This is a genomic window from Cupriavidus sp. MEYA8, from assembly GCF_059278825.1.
The window spans coordinates 873,575-890,571 of the sequence record NZ_CM181221.1; the positions used below are offsets into that span (position 1 = coordinate 873,575).

Below are 16,997 nucleotides of genomic sequence, written 5' to 3' on the forward strand. Positions count from 1 at the left end.
GCAAGGCCATCCGGGCAGGGCAGGCGGGTAGACAGACAAACAGATAACGGAGTCGACAGTGCAGAAAGTTTTCCGAATCGGCCAGATCGTGCCGAGCTCCAACACCACGATGGAAACCGAGATCCCGGCGATGCTGGCCGCGCGCCAGCTGGTGCGTCCGGAGCGCTTTACCTTCCACTCCAGCCGCATGCGGATGAAGAAGGTGGTCAAGGAGGAACTGGCGGCCATGGATGCCGAATCCGACCGCTGCGCGGTGGAGCTGAGCGACGCCCGCGTCGACGTGCTCGGCTATGCCTGCCTGGTGGCGATCATGGCGATGGGCCACGGCTACCACCGCGTCTCCGAGCAGCGGCTGCAGGCGCACACCGCCGAGAACGGCGGCGACGCGCCGGTGATCACCAGCGCCGGCGCGCTGGTCGATGCGCTCAAGGTGATGGGCGCCAGGCGCATCGCCGTGGTGGCGCCGTACATGAAGCCGCTGACCGAGCTGGTGGTCGACTACATCCGCAATGAGGGCTACGAGGTGGTCGACTACCGCGCGCTGGAGATCCCCGACAACCTCGACGTCGGCCGCCACGATCCGTCGCGGCTGCCGGAGATCGTCGCGCAGATGGATGTCGCCGATGCCGACGTGATCGTGCTGTCCGCCTGCGTACAGATGCCGTCGCTGCCGGCGGTGGCCAAGGTCGAGGCAATGACGGGCAAGCCGGTGGTCACCGCCGCCATCGCCACCACCTATGCAATGCTCAAGCGCCTGGGCCTCGAGCCGGTGGTGCCGGGCGCGGGCGCGCTGCTGTCCGGCGCCTACTGAAGGAGCCGGCCATGGCGACCAGTACTTTCCTTTACGGCGGCAACGTCCATGCCAACGGCATCCGGCAGCACTACCTGCGCTATGGCGGCCAGGACGGCGCGCGCGCGCAGCGCGATGCCTTGATCATCGTGCCCGGCATCACCAGCCCGGCGGTCACGTGGGGCTTCGTCGGCGAGCAGTTCGGGCGGCAGTTCGATACCTATGTGCTCGACGTGCGCGGCCGCGGGCTGTCGCAGGCCGGCGCGGAGCTGGACTATAGCCTCGATGCGCAGGCCGCCGACGTGATCGCGTTTGCCGAAGCGCTCGGGCTGCAGCGCTACGCCATCGTCGGCCATTCCATGGGCGCGCGCATCGGCATCCGCGCCGCGCATAGCAAGCCCGCTGGCCTGACGCGGCTGGTGCTGGTCGATCCGCCGGTGTCGGGCCCGGGGCGCCGCGCCTATCCGGCGCAATTGCCGTGGTACATCGATTCGATCCGGCTGGCACAGCAGGGCATCGACGCGGAAGGCATGCGCCGCTTCTGCCCCACATGGACTGAAGACCAGCTGCGCCTGCGCGCGCAATGGCTGCATACCTGCGACGAGCGCGCGATCCTGGCCAGCTTCAACGGCTTCCATGAAGACGATATCCACGCCGACCTGCCGCAGGTCGATGTGCCGGTCCTGCTGATGACCGCGGGCCGCGGCGACGTGATCCGCGAGGAAGACGTGCAGGAAATGCGCAGGCTGCTGCCCGCGCTGCTGGTCGCGCATGTCGCCAATGCCGGCCACATGATCCCGTGGGACGATGAGCCCGGCTTCTATCGTGCCTTCGGCGACTTCCTCGGCGCGGCGCTGAACTGATCAAGGAGGGAACATGCCCGTAAGCGATTACGACCTGACCGCAGCGTGGAAGCAGGTGCTGACGCTGTCGAAGCTGCAGCCGGGGCAGACCGTCACCGTGCTGACCGGCGCGGCCACGCATCCGCAGACGCTGCGTACGGCGATGGTGGCGGCGCAGTCGATGGGCGCCATCGTCAACCGGCTCGACCTGCCGCCGGTTAACGGCGAGAAGGCGCTCAGCCGCGACGCACTGGCCTATCTCGGCACCACGCCGCTGACCGGCAATCCGGCGGCGATTGCCGCATTGAAAGCAAGCGATTTGGTGCTGGACCTGATGACGCTGCTGTTCTCGCCCGAGCAGCACGAGATACTGTCCGGCGGCACCAAGATCCTGCTGGCGGTGGAGCCGCCCGAAGTGCTGGCCCGGTTGGTGCCGACCGAGGCCGACCGCGCCCGCGTCAAGGCTGCCACTGAACGGCTGGGCCGCGCGGGAGAGATGCATATCGTGTCCGAGGCGGGCATGGATCTGCGCTGCAGGCTGGGTGAATTCCCGGCAATCAGCGAGTACGGCTTTGTCGACGAGCCCGGCCGCTGGGACCACTGGCCGAGCGGCTTCGTGCTGACCTGGCCGGACGAGGGCGGCACCAACGGCACCATCGTGCTGGACCGCGGCGACATCCTGCTGCCGATGAAGTCCTATCTGCAGGCGCCGATCCGCATCACGGTGGAGGCCGGCTACGTGCGCCGCATCGAAGGCGGTGTCGATGCCGAGCTGCTGGCCGACTACATGGCCTCGTTCAACGACCCGGAAGCGTATGCGATGTCGCATATCGGCTGGGGCCTGCAGCCGCGCGCCAGCTGGTCGGCGCTGGCGATGTACGACCGCGAGGCCACCATCGGCATGGACGCGCGTGCGTATGAAGGCAATTTCCTGTGCTCGTTCGGCCCCAACAACGAGGCAGGCGGCAGCCGCACCACTGCCTGCCATATCGATATCCCGGTGCGCCACTGCACGGTCAGCCTCGACGGCGAGCCGGTGGTGGTGCGCGGCAAGGTGATGGACGGGCACCATGCTCCCGCCGCATCGCTCTACAAGGATTCGCGCCATGGATGACGCAGTGCAGACCTACCAGCGCCAAGGGTTCGGCGCGTCGATGGAATTGAAAGCGCCGTACGGGCTGCTGATCATCGACTTCGTCAACGGCTTTGCCGACCCGGCCGTGTTCGGTGGCGGCAATATCCCCGAGGCCATCCGCAACACGCAGCCGCTGCTGCGCGCCGCGCGCGAGCAGGGCTGGCCGGTGGCGCACAGCCGCATCGTGTTCGCCGACGACGACAGTGACCACAACATCTTCACGCTGAAGGTGCCCGGCATGCTGACGCTGAAGGAAGATGGCCACAACAGCCAGCTCGTGCCCGAGCTCGTGCCCGCGCCGGGCGAGCTGGTGGTGCGCAAGACGGTGCCGTCGGCGTTCTTCGGCACCTCGCTGGCGGCGTGGCTGACGCAGCGCGGCGTGCAGACGCTGCTGGTGGCCGGCTGCGTCACCAGCGGCTGCGTGCGCGCCAGCGTGGTCGATGCGATGTCGCTGGGCTTCCGCCCGCTGGTGGTGTCCGATTGCGTGGGCGACCGCGCCATCGGGCCGCACGATGCCAACCTGTTCGACATGGCGCAGAAGTACGCGACCGTGCTGGCGCGCGACGAGGCGCTGGCGCGGATTGCGGGTGAGGGCGTCCGCGCCGCCGCCTGAGGCGACCCGGCGCCGCGTCTCAGCCTGCAGCCGCGCGCCTGTTGCGTGCGGCCTTGCGCGCCGGCGTAGCCGGCGGCACGCTGGCTTCCGGCACGGCGCCGGGCAGCGTCACCGTGCGCAGCACTGTCTGCTGGATCACATCGCGCCAGTGCGCCAAGGCGGGCGGGCTCATCATGGCCTCGCCCAGGAAGGCGCTGAGCGTATGATGGTTGGAGTTGTAGAAGTAGCCGAGCGAGGCGATCACCATGTAGACATCGCGCGCGCCGGTCTCGGGACGGAATAGCCCGGCGGACTTGCCGCGTGTGAGGATCCCGTCGAGCACCGACAGCGCGTAGCTGGAGATTTCCTTGAGGCGGACCGACTTCTTCGCGTGCTTGCCCTGGCTCATGTTCTCGCTGGACAGGATCGCGACGAATTCGGGGTGGCCGAGGTAGTACTGCCAGATGAAGTCGACCAGCTGCGACAGCGCGCGCACCGGGTCGGCGGCGTCGAGTTCCTGCTCGAGCTGCTGCTCGGCTTCGTTGAGCTGCAGGTAGATGGTCTCCAGCACTTCGACGAACAGCTTTTCCTTGCTGCCGAAGTAGTAGTAGATCATCCGGTCATAGGTCTTGGCCAGCGACGAAATGCGTTCGATGCGGCCGCCGTCATAGCCGCGCTGGGCGAAGACCTTGATCGCCGCTTTCAGGATGCGGTCGCGGCTGTCCTGCGCCTGCCTGGCCCGCGTGCCTGGGGCAGCCCGCTTGGGAGCCTGCTTGGCGGCAGGTTTCGCCGCGGTGGTGTTCGTCATGATGATTGGTGGCTCTGACTCCGTTGGCTGGCAGTATAACGGGGGCCCCGTTGAAGGAGATGGGAAGACGATGACCGCAACAACGCTGCAACCCGCGGCACAGGCCGATCCCGCCACGCCGCGCGCACTGCGGCTGGCGTTGCTGCAGGCCGTCGGCGTGCTGCTGGTCACGCGCGCGCCGCAGGCGGCGGCGCGTCCCGCGCCCGGCCAGCCCGGCGCGGCGTCGGACTACGTGCCGGCGCTGCCCGATATCTTCATCGCCGTGCGCGACAGTGGCGAGGTGCTGGCCTTCAACGGCCATGTCGACCTTGGCACCGGCATCCGCACGGCGCTGGCGCAGATCGTGGCGGAAGAACTCGACGTGCCGCTGTCGCGGGTGCGCATGGTGCTGGGCCATACCGAAGCCACCCCCAACCAGGGGCCGACCATCGCCAGCGCATCGATCCAGATTTCCGCGATCCCGCTGCGCCGTGCCGCGGCGCAGGCGCGCGCGTGGCTGCTGGCGCGCGCCGCGCAACAGCTTGGCGTGGCGCCCGACCAGCTGGAAGCGCAGGATGGCGAGTTCCGCGTGCGCGGGGCCGACGCCGCCATCGGCTATGGCGCGCTGGTGCAAGGCGATCACGTGGCGCTGCCGTTGGCAGACGACGTGGCGATCAAGCCGGTGGAGGCCTACCGCATCGTCGGCCGCCCGGCCGGACGCGTCGATATCCCCGACAAGGCACGCGGTGTGCTGACTTTCGTCCATGACGTGCGCGTGCCCGGCATGCTGCATGGGCGCGTGGTGCGGCCACCTTACGCCGGGCGCGACAGCGGCGGCTTCGTCGGCAACAGCCTGCTCGCGGTCGACCGCGAATCGGTGCGCGATGTGCCGGGACTGGTCGACGTGGTGGTGCAGGGCGACTTCGTCGGCGTGGTGGCCGAGCGTGAAGAGTACGCGGTGCTTGCCGCGCGCAAGCTGCGGGTGCAGTGGAAACCCGTGCCGCCGATGCCGTCGCTCGCCGACCCTGAACCCGCGCTGCGCGCCAACCCCGCAACGCGGCGCGAACTGCTGAATGACGGCGAGATGCCTGCGGCCGGTACCGGCAAGACGCTGGATCGCCATTACGTCTGGCCATACCAGATGCACGGTTCGATCGGCCCCTCATGCGCGGTTGCGCACTGGCATGAGGATGGCCTGACGGTATGGTCGGGCACGCAGAATCCGCATGTTCTGCGCATCGACCTGGCACGCCTGTGCGGGCTGGGCGAGGACCGCATCGAGATCGTGCGCATGGAAGCCTCGGGCTGCTACGGCCGCAATTGCGCGGACGATGTCTGCGCCGATGCCGCGCTGCTGTCGCGCGCCGTCGGCCATCCGGTGCGCGTGCAGCTGTCGCGCGAGCAGGAGCACCTGTGGGAACCCAAGGGCGCGGCCCAGCTGATGGATGTCAGCGCAACGCTGGGCGCCGACGGCGAACTGCTCGGCTATGACTTCACCAGCCGCTATCCGTCCAACGATGCGCCGACGCTGGCGCTGGTGCTCGCCGGCATCGTGCCCAACGCGCCGCGCACGCTGGAAATGGGCGACCGCACCGCGGTGCCGCCGTATGACTACCGCGCGCGCCGCATCGGCTGCGACGACACGCCCGCCATCGTGCGCGCGTCATGGTTGCGTGGCGTATCGGCGCTGCCGAATTCGTTCGCGCATGAATGCGTGATCGATGAACTGGCTGCCGAAGCCGGCGCCGATCCGATCGATTTCCGGCTGCGTCATTTGCCGGACACGCGCGCAGCCGAACTGCTGCGCGCGGTGGCCGACGCGGCGGGCTGGCAGCGGGGCGCGCACGGTTCGCGTGGCAAGGCTGGCAACGACGGCATGCTGCGCGGGCGCGGCGTTGCCTATGCGCGCTATATCCACAGCCGCTTCCCAGGCTTCGGCGCGGCATGGGCGGCATGGGTGGTCGACGTGGCGGTGGAGGCGGCAACGGGCCGCATCGCCGTGGAGAAACTGGTGGTCGGGCAGGACACCGGCATGATGGTCAACCCGGACGGCGTGCGCCACCAGATCCACGGCAACGTGGTGCAGGCCTTGAGCCGGGTGTTGAAGGAGCAGGTGCGCTTCGACGCCGACGGTGTCGCCAGCCGCGAGTGGGGCAGCTATCCGTTGCTGACCTTTCCGGAGATCCCGCCGATCGAGGTGGTGCTGATGCCGCGGCAGGAAGAGCCGCCGATGGGGGCAGGGGAGTCGGCATCGCTGCCGGGGGCGCCGGCAATTGCCAATGCGTTGTTCGATGCGATCGGCGTGCGTCTGCGGCGGCCGCCGTTCGTGCCGGAGACAGTGTTGGCGGCGCTAAGGAGCGAGCGCCCTTAACCAACTGGTGGTTTGCTCCCTCTCCCGCAAGCGGGAGAGGGAGCAAACCGGCGGCATGGTGGAGGTCTCACTTACACGCCGCCATTCCCCTCATCGATCTCGCTCATCTTCCGCAGCAGGTAAGTCACCGCCACTCGCTCCGCCGGATTCAGGCTGCCAAACGTCTGCTCCGAGATCTGCTTCGCAAACGGCACCGTCTCGTCGATCAACGCCAGCCCCCCGGGGGTCACCGTCACCACCACCTTGCGCCGGTCGTTCGGGTCATGCGACACCGCAATCAGCTTGCGTGCCTTCAGCCGCTCGATGATGCCGCGCACCGTCGCCTGGTCGATCGCCGTGGCGCGCACCACTTCATTCAGCGAGCACGGCTGCCGGTCCCTGACCGCGCACAGCACCACGAACTGCGCCGCGGTGAGCTGCGAATCCGGGATGGTCTGCTGGAAGATCGCCACGTGGCGCTGGTACGCGCGGCGCAGCAGGTGGCCCACCTGCTCGGTGAAATCGTAGTCGGGGGCGGCCTGGTCTGCTGACGATGCGGAGGATGCGGAGGGGTTGGGCACGTCGATGGTGATGCGTTGGATGAGCGTGCCCCGAGTATATCCGCTGCCTGCTGGTCCGCTACTGCTACTACTCCACAGTGATCCCGGCAGTCTTCGCCACCGTGCCGAAGCGCTCGTATTCCGACTGCGTCAGCGCCTGCAGTTCGGCCGCGCTCGATCCCTTGGGATTGAAGCCCGCCTGCACCAGCTTCTCGCGCACATCGGGACGGGCCAGCGCCTCGACGAAGGCGCTGTTCAGCGCCTGCACCACCGGCGCCGGCAGGTTGGCCGGACCAAAGACCCCGAACCATGGCTCGACCGCATAGCCCTGCAAGCCCGCCTCGGCCAGCGTCGGCACGTCGGGCAGCGAAGGCGAGCGCTGCTTGCCGGCCACCGCCAGCGCACGCAGCTTGCCCGCCTGGATATGCGGCAGCGATGCCGGCAGGTTGTCGAACATCACGCTGATATGGCCGCCCAGCATGTCGTTGATGGCCGGGCTGCTGCCCTTGTAAGGCGCATGCGTCAGGCTGGTCTGCGTCATCTGCGCGAACATCGCGCCGGCCAGGTGCATCGAGGTGCCGGTGCCCGCCGTCGCATAGGTCAGCCCCGGGTTGGCCTTGGCGTAGGCCACCAGTTCCTTGACGGTCTTCACCGGCAGCGCCGGGCTGACCTCCAGCACGATGGTCGACGTGCCGAGCAGGCTGATCGCGGTGAAGTCCTTGCGCGGGTCGAACGGCACCTGCTTGTAGATATGCGGGTTGAGCGCGTTGGTGGAGATCGCGCCGAAGCCGATGGTGTAGCCGTCCGGCGCGGCCTTGGCCACCGCGTCCATGCCTACGTTGCCGCCGGCGCCGGGGCGGTTTTCGATCACCACCGGCTGGCCGAGCTTCTCGCCCACGCGCTGGCCGACCGTGCGCGCCACCAGGTCGGTGGTGCCGCCGGCGGCGTAGGGCACGACAAAGCGGATCGGACGGGACGGATAGCCGTCGCCGGGCGCGGCGGCGGCGCTGAAGCTGGCGGCGAGCGCCGCGGCCCCGGTCAGGGCAGCGAGCAGCAGCGCGCGGCGGCCGGCGTGTGCGGGGTGGATTGGCATGGCGAGAAGTCTCCTGGGGTTGTTATTGTGGCGCCGGCCGTGACGCAGGCGGCGCGCGGCCATTGTAGGGGATAGGCCGCAGGCAGGGCAGGGCCGGGGGCACCGCCGATGCGGTTGCGTCTTTTCGAATACAATCGTCGGGTCGCTTCGCGGGGCCGCGCGGGGCCGGTGCGCCGGCCCTGCGGCCCGCTTTCCACGTATTCCCGTGTCCGTCTCCCAGAAGTCCCTCGCCGCGCCTGCCGCGCTGCCGTCGCCGCAGCGCGCGGGGCTTGCCATCGCCGCCGTCGGCGCGGTGCTGTTCTCCGCCAAGGCGATCGTCGCCAAGCTGATGTACCGCTACAACGTCGATGCCGTGATGGTGCTGACGCTGCGCATGCTGTTCGCCGTGCCGCTGTTCATGGCGATCGGCTGGTGGCAGTCGCGCCGCCTGGCGCCGCTGTCGTGGGCGGACCGCGGGCGCGTGGTGTTCCTCGGCTTCATCGGCTATTACCTGTCGAGCTTCCTGGATTTCATCGGCCTGCAGTACATCACCGCCGGGCTGGAGCGGCTGATCCTGTTCCTGACGCCGTCGTTCGTGCTGCTGGCCACCGCGCTGGTGTTCCGGCGGCCGATCAGTTCGCGCCAGTGGCTGTCGCTGCTGCTGGCGTATGCCGGCATCGTACTGGTCTTTGCCCATGACCTCGACGTCAGCGGCGGCCAGGTGTGGCTGGGCGGCGCGCTGGTCCTGGGCAGTGCCATGACGTACGCTGTCTACCTGATCCTGAGCGGCGAGCTGGTGCGGCGCATCGGCTCGCTGCGGCTGGTGGCCTATGCGATGTGCGTGTCCACCGCCTGCTGCGTGATCCAGTATGTGGCGCTGGGCCGGCCCGTGGCCGAGCTGGCGCAGCCGGCGCCGGTGATGTGGCTGTCACTCGTCAATGCGGTGTTCTGCACGGTGCTGCCCGTGTCGATGACCATGGTCGCGGTGGCGCGCATCGGTGCGCCGCTGGCCTCGCAGGCCGGCATGATCGGCCCGGTATCGACGCTGTTGCTCGGCTACTGGCTGCTGGGCGAGCCGATCAGCGGCGTGCAGCTGGCCGGCGGCGCGCTGGTGATGGGCGGCATGTACCTGCTCTCGGCAAAGAGAAATTGATGCATCGGCCGGGCGCTCCCGGCCGTACCAACACAACAGACAAAGGAGAAACACATGGACATGGGATTGCGTGGCAAGCATGCGCTGGTGTGCGGCGCCAGCAAGGGCCTTGGCCTGGCCTGCGCCGACGCCCTCGCGGCGGAAGGCGTTGACGTGGTGATCGTGGCGCGCGGCGCCGAGGCGCTGGAGAAGGCCGCCGCCGACCTGCGCGCCCGCCATGGCCGCCGCGTGATCGCGGTGGCGACCGACATCACCACGCCCGAAGGCCGCAAGGCGGCGCTGGACGCCGCCGCCAGGCTGGGCGACCTCGACATCCTGGTCAACAACGCCGGCGGCCCGCCGCCGGGCAACTTCCGCGACTGGGAGCGCAGCGACTGGCTCGCCGCGCTCGACGCCAACATGCTGACCCCGATCGAGCTGATCAAGGCCACCGTCGACGGCATGATCGCGCGCAAGTGGGGCCGCATCATCAATATCACCAGCGGCGCGGTCAAGGCGCCGATCGACGTGCTGGGGCTGTCCAACGGCGCGCGCTCGGGCCTGACCGGCTTTGTCGCGGGCGTGGCGCGCGAAGTGGCGCAGCATGGCGTGACCATCAACAACCTGCTGCCCGGGCCGTTCAATACCGATCGCCTGCGCAAGACCATGGAAGGCGGCGCCCAGAAGGCCGGCCTGAGCGTCGAGGAAGTGGCGCAGCGCCGTGCCGCGCAGAACCCGACGCGCCGCTTCGGCGAGCCGGCCGAGTTCGGCGCTGCCTGCGCCTTCCTGTGCAGCCGCCAGGCTGCCTATATCACCGGGCAGAACCTGCTGATCGACGGCGGCGCCTACCCCGGCACGTTCTGATTTCCACCAGCCTGCTGCAGTCTCACCACCCCAACCAGGAATTACTGATGACACGCCCTCGCATCGCGCTGATCGCCCACGACCACAAGAAGGACGATATCGTCGCCTTCGCCACGCGCCATCGCGCGTTCCTCTCGCAATGCGAGCTGCTGGCCACCGGCACGACCGGCGGCCGCCTGATCGACGAGGTCGGACTGGAAGTGACGCGCATGCTGTCGGGGCCGTGGGGCGGCGACCTGCAGATCGGCGCGCAGCTGGCCGAAGGGCGCGTGCGCGCCGTGGTGTTCCTGCGCGACCCGATGACGCCGCAGCCGCATGAACCCGACATCAACGCGCTGGTGCGCGCGTGCGACGTGCACAACGTGCCGTGCGCGACCAACGTGGCTACTGCCGAACTGTTGATCGCGGGCCTGGCCAACGAGGCCGACGGCGCGCAGGCAAGCTGAATTCCCCCGATCGATGCAACACCACAACTAGGAGCGACGCAGATGAGCAAAGCCATCCGGATCGAGCAGACCGGCGGTCCTGAAGTCATGCAGTGGGTCGATGTGGAAGTGGGCGAGCCCGGCCCCGGCCAGGTGCGCGTGCGCCACGAAGCGGTGGGCCTGAACTACATCGACGTCTATTTCCGCACCGGCCTGTACAAGCAGCCGCTGCCGGGCGGCCTGGGCATGGAAGGCGCGGGAGTGGTCGAGGCCGTGGGGGAGGGCGTCGGCCACGTGAGCGTGGGCGACCGCGTCGCCTATGCCGGCCGTCCGACCGGCGCGTATGCGCAGGTGCGCGTGATGCCGGCCGATATCGTGGTGCGGCTGCCGGACGCGATCCCGTTCGACACCGCCGCGGCCATGATGCTGCAGGGCCTGACCGCGCAATACCTGATCCGCGACAGCTACCAGGCGCAGCCGGGCGACACGGTGCTGCTGCACGCGGCTGCCGGCGGTGTGGGCCTGATCGTCAGCCAGTGGCTCAAGGCGCTTGGCGTGACCGTGATCGGCACCGTCGGCACGGACGAGAAGGCAGAGCTGGCGCGCGCCAACGGCTGCGCCCATACCATCGTCTACACGCGCGAGTCGTTCGTCGACCGCGTCAAGGAAATCACCAACGGCAAGGGCGTGCCGGCGGTCTATGACTCGATCGGCAAGGATACGTTCCAGGGCTCGCTCGACTGCCTGGCGCCGCGCGGCACCATGGTGAGCTTCGGCAATGCTTCGGGCCCGGTGCCGCCGTTCGACCTCTCGGTGCTCGGCAACAAGGGTTCGCTGCGGCTGACGCGCCCGACGCTGATGACCTACGTGGTGCACCGCGAGCTGCTCGAGCCGATGGTGGCCGACCTGTTCGATGCGGTCATGACCGGCAAGGTCAAGGTCGATATCCGCCAGCAATATGCGTTGTCGGAAGTGGCGCAGGCGCACCGCGACCTGGAAGCGCGCAAGACCACCGGCTCGACCATCCTGCTGCCGCGCTGAATCCGGTTCCGCTCAGGCATAAAAAATCCCCGGCGCAGCGAGTGCCCCGGGGATTTTTCTTTGGCGGCTTCAGTGCGGCCGGACCGTGGTGGCTGTGGCGCGCGCCTGCGCCTGGCGCAGGATATGCGGCGGCAGGCGCTTCAGGATCAGGTGGACGGCCAGCGGGATCAGCACCACGTCGTCGATGATGCCAAGCCCGGCGACCACGTCAGGCACGAGGTCGATCGGCGAAATCGCGTACAGCAGCAGCCCGATCGCCGCGGGTTTCAGCCATGCCGGGGCATCCGGGTGGCGCAGCGCGTACCAGAACAGCCGCCCGTCGCGGCGTACCAGCGTCCACAGGGCCGAAAATCGCTTCAACATGAGAGGCCTCCTTCACATGGCGCGCGCCTGACACTGGCGCATACGCAGATAGCTTGGGCCGTTGTTGGCGGCTTCAAGTTCCGCGGGGGCAATGTGATGGGAGAGGCGGTGGGGGTGCGGCTGCCAATGCCTGCGGTTTTCTCCCCTCTCCCGCGCGCGGGAGAGGGAGAACACCTTGCTTAGGCTAGTCCGGGCGGCTTTGGTGCACCGATCAGCCCGGAATCTTCCCTTCTACACCCTCGACGTAGAACTTCACGCCATGCAGGAACTTGTCATCCGCGACCTGATCCTTCGCCAGCTGCTCGGTCCCGGTGTTGTCCTTGATCGGACCCTTCCAGATCGGCGCGCTGCCATCGGCAATGCCCTTCTTGCGCTCCTCGACCAGCTTCTTCACATCTTCGGGCACGACCGCGTTGAACGACTTCAGGTCGATCATGCCTTCCTTCAGGCCCCACCACGTGGTGCCGTTCTTCCACTGGTTGTTCAGCACGTCTTCCACCACCTTGTTGTAGTAGACGCCCCACGAGATCACCGACGCGGCCAGGTGGGCCTTGTCGCCGAACTTGGTCATGTCGCTGTCCCAGCCGAAGGCATGCACGCCCTTCTCCTGCGCGGTCTGCACCACCGCGGCGGAGTCGGTGTTCTGCATCAGCATGTCGACGCCCTGGCCGATCAGCGTGGTGGCGGCTTCGCGCTCCTTGCCCGGGTCGAACCACTTGTTGACCCACACCACCTTGACCGTGGCGTTCGGATTGACGCTGCGGGCGCCCAGCGTGAACGAGTCGATATTGCGGATCACTTCTGGGATGGGCACCGACGCGACCACGCCCATCTTGCCGGTCTTGCTCATCTTGCCGGCGACCACGCCGGCCAGGTACGCGCCTTCATAGGTGCGCACGTCGTACTGGGCCAGGTTGTCGGCGGTCTTGAAGCCGGTGGCGTGCTCGAACTTCACGTCCGGGAATTCCTTGGCGACCTTGAGCATCGACTCCATGTAGCCGAAGGTAGTGCCGAAGATCAGCTTGTTGCCCTGGCTGGCCAGGTCGCGGAACACGCGCTCGGCGTCGGCGGCGGATTCGGGCACGTTTTCGACGAAGGTGGTCTTGACCTTGCTGCCGAATTTTTCTTCCACGGCCTTGCGGCCGTTGTCATGCGCGTAGGTCCAGCCGGCATCGCCGACCGGTCCGATATAGACGAAGGCGACCTTGAGCGGCTCGCCCGCGGCAGCGGCAGCCGGCGCGGAGGCCGGGCCCGCGGTCTCGGCAGGCTTCTCGGCTTCCTTCTTGCCACAGCCGGCCAGGGCCAGCACTGCGGTGGCGGCCAGCGCCGCCAGGGTCTTCCTGCGCGTGACGATCATGATTTCTCCTTGTGTGAATTGTTTGGTAGCTCGGGGATTTCCGTCAAAAAAATCGATCAGATACTGGCGATCAGGCATTGCCGGGCCGGAACGGCTTCCCCAGCGATGCCGGCATGTTCAGCCGTATCCACGCGGGGTTGCGCGAGATCAGCGCCAGCACCACGATGGTGGCCGCGTACGGCAGCATCGACAGGAACTGCGAGGGCACCGATACGCCGATGCCCTGCAGGTAGAACTGCAGGATGGTCACGCCGCCGAACAGCCACGCGCCGATCAGCACGCGGCCCGGACGCCAGGTGGCGAAGGTGGTCAGCGCCAGCGCGATCCAGCCGCGGCCGGCGACCAGGTTCTCGACCCACATCGGGGTATAGACCAGCGACAGGTAGGCGCCCGCCAGCCCGCAGCAGGCGCCGCCGAACAGCAGCGCGCCGAAGCGGATGGTGCGCACGGGATAGCCCAGCGCGTGCGCGGATTCCGGCGACTCGCCGATCGCGCGCAGCGTCAGGCCGGCGCGCGTGCGGAACAGGAACCACATGATGGCAAGGCACAGCAGCAGGCTGAAATAGACCATCCAGTGATGCTGGAAGAACGCCGGACCGAAGAAAGGCAGGTTGGCCAGTCCCGGCACGGCCTTGGCCTGCGCCGGCATGGCGAAGCCGACGAAGCGCTGGCCCATGAAGGCCGACAGCCCGGTGCCGAAGATCGACAGCGCCAGGCCGGTGGCGACCTGGTTGGTGGCCAGCACCAGCGCCAGCCACGAGAACAGCGTGGCCATCAGCATGCCGGCCAGCGCGCCGGCGGCAAAGCCGAGCATCGGCGACTGGGTCTGGTAGCCGACCATGAAGCCGGCCACCGCGGCGACCAGCATCATGCCTTCGGCGCCCAGGTTGAGCACGCCCGAGCGTTCGTTGATCAGCAGGCCCAGCGCCGCCAGCAGCAGCGGCGTACCGGCGTTGATGGCGGTGGCAATGAGGGGAGCGAGTTGTTCCATGTTTTTTCTTGCTCCGCTCAGGCCGTGGTGGCGCGCCAGCGCAGGCGGTTTTCGATCAGCGTGTCGCAGGCCAGCAGGAAGAACAGCAGCATGCCCTGGAACACCCAGCCTATGGCCGACGGCAGGCCCAGGCGCGATTGCGCCATCTCGCCGCCGATATAGAACAGCGACATCATGATGCCGCCGAAGACGGTGCCGACCGGGTGCAGCCGGCCGATAAACGCGACGATGATCGCGGTGAAGCCGTAGCCCGGCGAGATCGACGGCAGCAACTGGCCGATCGGTCCGACCACTTCAAACGCGCCTGCCAGCCCCGCGGTCGCGCCCGAGATCAGCAGCGCGCTCCACAACGCGCTGCGCGCCGAAAAGCCCGCGTAGCGCGCCGCCGCCGGCGCGGTACCGCCGACCTGCAGCCGATAGCCGGCAAAGCTGCGGAACACGAACACCGTCATCACCACCACCAACACCAGCATCACCGCAAAGCCGGCGTGCAGGCGCGAGCCCGACATCAGGTTGGGCAGCAGGAACTCGGACGAGAACACCTTGGACTGCGGGAAGTTCATGCCATTGGGATCCTTCAGCGGCCCGTTGACCACCCACAGCAGCAACTGCTGCGCGATATAGGTGAGCATCAGCGAGACCAGGATCTCGTTGGCGTTGAACCTGTCTTTCAGCAGCGCCGTGAGCGAAGCCCACGCCATGCCGCCGGCGATGCCGGCGAGCGAAGCCAGTACCAGAACCACGGTGCCGTTCAGGGCCTGCCCCGGCACGTCGAAATACAGCACCATGGCACCGGCGCAGATGCCGCCGGCAATCAGCTGGCCGTCGGCGCCGATGTTCCACACATTGGCCCGGTAGCACACCGAAAGCCCCAGCGCGCACAGCACCAGCGGCACCGTCTTCAGCAGCACCTCGCCGATCGCGCGCTTGTCGCGCAGCGGATCCGCCAGGAAGACCTTGAGCGCGGCCACCGGGTCCTTGCCCAGCACCAGGAACAGCAGCGCGCCGAACAGCAGCGTCAGCGCCAGCGCAACCACCGGCGAGGCATAGGCCATGGTGCGCGACGGCAGCCCGCGCGGTGCCAGCGTTAGCGGGGAGCGGGGGAGGAGGCGTCGCACATCAGCCATGGTTTGCCACCTCCGCCGGGTGTGCCTTGGCGGGGCCGCCTTGCCACAAGCCGCTCATCCACAGGCCGACCTGCTCGCGCGTGGCAGTTTCGGTCGGCACCGACGGCGACAGGTGGCCCTTGGCGATAACATGCAGCCGGTCGCAGATCGCGAACAGCTCGTCGAGTTCTTCCGACACCACCAGGATGGCGCAGCCGGTGGCCTTCAGCGCCAGGATCTCGTTATGGATCTGCGCCGCGGCGCCCACGTCCACGCCCCAGGTCGGTTGCGCCACGATCAATACCCTCGGGCCGCTTTCGATCTCGCGGCCGACAATGAATTTCTGCAGGTTGCCGCCGGACAGGCTGCGCGCCAGCGCATCCGGTCCGCTGGCCTTGACGCGGAAGCGGTCGATCACCGCCGTGGCCAGCCCGGTGGCGGCCTTCGGCGAGATCATGCCCTTGCGCACGTAGGGTCGCGTCTGGTGCGACAACAGGACATTGGTAGCCAGGCTCATGCCCGGCACAGCACCACGGCCCAGGCGTTCCTCCGGCACGAAGGCGAGGCCGGCGCGGCGGCGCCGGCGCGCGTCGAGCTTGCCCACCGGCCTGCCGCCGATCTGCACCGATGCGCTGGCCGCGCGCGTGTCCTCGCCCGAGAGCGCCGCCAACAACTCCTGCTGGCCGTTGCCGGAGACGCCGGCGATGCCGACGACCTCGCCCGCATGCAGGTCCAGCGAAATCCGGCTCAGCTCGGTGGCGAAGGCATGCGCGCGCGGCAGCGACAGCTCCTGCACGCTCAGTTGCACCGGACCGCGGAAGGCAGTCACGCGCGCCTCGCGCGGCGGTTCGCCGCCGATCATCAGCCGCGACAGCGACGCCGCGGTTTCCTGCCGCGGATCGCACACGCCGGTGACCTTGCCCATGCGCATCACGGTGGCGTGATGGCACAGCGCGCGGATCTCGTCGAGCTTGTGGCTGATGTAGAGGATGCTGGTGCCTTCGCCGGCCAGCTGGCGCAGCGTGACGAAGAGCGTCTCCACCGCCTGCGGCGTCAGCACCGAAGTGGGCTCGTCCAGGATCAGCAGCTGCGGATTGGCCAGCAGCGCGCGCACGATCTCCACGCGCTGGCGCTCGCCGACCGACAGCGTGTGCACGTGGCGGTTCGGTTCCAGCGGCAGGCCGTAGCGTTCGGCGGTGACGCGGATGCGCTCGGCCAGCTGCTTCATGTTGCCTTGCTGGCTGGCCGGCAGGCCGAGCGCAATGTTCTCGGTCACGGTCAGCGTGTCGAACAGCGAGAAATGCTGGAACACCATGGCAATGCCCAGGTTGCGGGCATCGTGCGGGCTGTTGATCGTGACCGGCGCCCCGTTGAAGTGCATCTCGCCGGCATCGGGCCGGACGGCGCCGAAGATGATCTTCATCAGGGTGGATTTGCCGGCGCCGTTCTCGCCCAGGACCGCGTGGATCTCGCCGGGTGCGACGGTAAGGCTGACGTCGTCGTTGGCGACGACGCCCGGATAGCGCTTGCTGATATGGGAAAGCGCCAGCCTGGGAGGGGTTTGTGATGTCACTGAGGCGGCTCGGGTTG

Annotated in this window: 17 protein-coding genes; 9 read left to right on the forward strand and 8 right to left on the reverse strand. The window is 68.1% G+C overall.

Annotated elements, in window-relative coordinates:
- Positions 1–58: 58 nt before the first annotated feature.
- Genes AC5WJ1_RS04025 through AC5WJ1_RS04040 form a run of 4 tightly spaced genes read left to right on the forward strand, consistent with a single transcriptional unit; the run spans position 59 to position 3,380 of the window.
- Positions 59–811, forward strand: a complete 753-nt coding sequence (locus AC5WJ1_RS04025) for an aspartate racemase/maleate isomerase family protein (RefSeq protein ID WP_368671147.1) — start codon at positions 59–61, stop codon at positions 809–811.
- An 11-nt stretch (positions 812–822) separates the two neighbouring features.
- Positions 823–1,653 (forward strand): alpha/beta fold hydrolase, encoded by an 831-nt coding sequence (locus AC5WJ1_RS04030; protein WP_133094058.1) that lies wholly within the window; start codon positions 823–825, stop codon positions 1,651–1,653.
- Between the two features lie 13 nt (positions 1,654–1,666).
- Complete coding sequence (locus AC5WJ1_RS04035; RefSeq protein WP_135704812.1) at positions 1,667–2,746, forward strand: 2,5-dihydroxypyridine 5,6-dioxygenase NicX family protein; 1,080 nt, start codon at positions 1,667–1,669, stop codon at positions 2,744–2,746.
- Entirely contained in the window at positions 2,739–3,380 is a 642-nt protein-coding gene (locus AC5WJ1_RS04040; RefSeq protein ID WP_133094060.1) for an N-carbamoylsarcosine amidohydrolase, read from the forward strand. The genes AC5WJ1_RS04035 and AC5WJ1_RS04040 overlap by 8 nt, the downstream gene beginning before the upstream one ends.
- A gap of 19 nt (positions 3,381–3,399) precedes the next feature.
- On the opposite strand, the gene AC5WJ1_RS04045 is transcribed toward AC5WJ1_RS04040, so the two are convergent.
- Positions 3,400–4,167 carry a TetR/AcrR family transcriptional regulator gene (locus tag AC5WJ1_RS04045; protein WP_195428228.1) on the reverse strand — a complete coding sequence of 256 codons (768 nt, stop codon included), beginning with the start codon at positions 4,165–4,167 and terminating at the stop codon, positions 3,400–3,402.
- A gap of 70 nt (positions 4,168–4,237) precedes the next feature.
- On the opposite strand from AC5WJ1_RS04045, the gene AC5WJ1_RS04050 reads away from it, so the two are divergent.
- Positions 4,238–6,517, forward strand: coding sequence for a xanthine dehydrogenase family protein molybdopterin-binding subunit (locus AC5WJ1_RS04050; protein WP_195428226.1), 2,280 nt, complete (start codon positions 4,238–4,240; stop codon positions 6,515–6,517).
- 71 nt (positions 6,518–6,588) lie between these two features.
- Here AC5WJ1_RS04050 and AC5WJ1_RS04055 read toward each other — a convergent pair whose 3' ends face one another.
- Entirely contained in the window at positions 6,589–7,077 is a 489-nt protein-coding gene (locus tag AC5WJ1_RS04055; RefSeq protein WP_133094063.1) for a MarR family winged helix-turn-helix transcriptional regulator, read from the reverse strand.
- Positions 7,078–7,144: 67 nt separating this feature from the next.
- The gene (locus tag AC5WJ1_RS04060) at positions 7,145–8,149 is read right to left on the reverse strand and encodes a Bug family tripartite tricarboxylate transporter substrate binding protein (RefSeq protein WP_135704815.1); all 1,005 of its coding nucleotides are present in this window, start codon (positions 8,147–8,149) and stop codon (positions 7,145–7,147) included.
- Positions 8,150–8,393: 244 nt separating this feature from the next.
- Here AC5WJ1_RS04060 and AC5WJ1_RS04065 point away from each other — a divergent pair, with 244 nt between their 5' ends.
- The 4 genes from AC5WJ1_RS04065 to AC5WJ1_RS04080 are packed head-to-tail and all read left to right on the forward strand — an operon-like array spanning position 8,394 to position 11,590.
- Entirely contained in the window at positions 8,394–9,281 is an 888-nt protein-coding gene (locus AC5WJ1_RS04065) for a DMT family transporter (protein WP_133094238.1), read from the forward strand.
- Positions 9,282–9,335: 54 nt separating this feature from the next.
- Positions 9,336–10,124, forward strand: a complete 789-nt coding sequence (locus tag AC5WJ1_RS04070) for an SDR family oxidoreductase (protein WP_133094065.1) — start codon at positions 9,336–9,338, stop codon at positions 10,122–10,124.
- Between the two features lie 44 nt (positions 10,125–10,168).
- The gene (locus AC5WJ1_RS04075) at positions 10,169–10,570 is read left to right on the forward strand and encodes a methylglyoxal synthase (protein ID WP_195428350.1); all 402 of its coding nucleotides are present in this window, start codon (positions 10,169–10,171) and stop codon (positions 10,568–10,570) included.
- A gap of 42 nt (positions 10,571–10,612) precedes the next feature.
- Entirely contained in the window at positions 10,613–11,590 is a 978-nt protein-coding gene (locus AC5WJ1_RS04080) for a quinone oxidoreductase family protein (RefSeq protein ID WP_195428224.1), read from the forward strand.
- Between the two features lie 69 nt (positions 11,591–11,659).
- On the opposite strand, the gene AC5WJ1_RS04085 is transcribed toward AC5WJ1_RS04080, so the two are convergent.
- The 5 genes from AC5WJ1_RS04085 to AC5WJ1_RS04105 form a co-directional block, all read right to left on the reverse strand.
- Positions 11,660–11,953 (reverse strand): YkvA family protein, encoded by a 294-nt coding sequence (locus tag AC5WJ1_RS04085; protein ID WP_062797448.1) that lies wholly within the window; start codon positions 11,951–11,953, stop codon positions 11,660–11,662.
- 211 nt (positions 11,954–12,164) lie between these two features.
- Positions 12,165–13,310: a BMP family ABC transporter substrate-binding protein gene (locus AC5WJ1_RS04090; protein ID WP_195428222.1), complete on the reverse strand. Its 1,146-nt coding sequence runs from the start codon at positions 13,308–13,310 to the stop codon at positions 12,165–12,167.
- Between the two features lie 70 nt (positions 13,311–13,380).
- Positions 13,381–14,301 (reverse strand): ABC transporter permease, encoded by a 921-nt coding sequence (locus AC5WJ1_RS04095; RefSeq protein ID WP_133094069.1) that lies wholly within the window; start codon positions 14,299–14,301, stop codon positions 13,381–13,383.
- Between the two features lie 17 nt (positions 14,302–14,318).
- On the reverse strand, positions 14,319–15,428 hold the full coding sequence (locus AC5WJ1_RS04100) for an ABC transporter permease (protein WP_494476375.1): 1,110 nt from the start codon (positions 15,426–15,428) through the stop codon (positions 14,319–14,321).
- On the reverse strand, positions 15,421–16,980 hold the full coding sequence (locus AC5WJ1_RS04105; RefSeq protein WP_195428221.1) for an ABC transporter ATP-binding protein: 1,560 nt from the start codon (positions 16,978–16,980) through the stop codon (positions 15,421–15,423). The genes AC5WJ1_RS04100 and AC5WJ1_RS04105 overlap by 8 nt, the downstream gene beginning before the upstream one ends.
- Positions 16,981–16,997 lie beyond the last annotated feature (17 nt).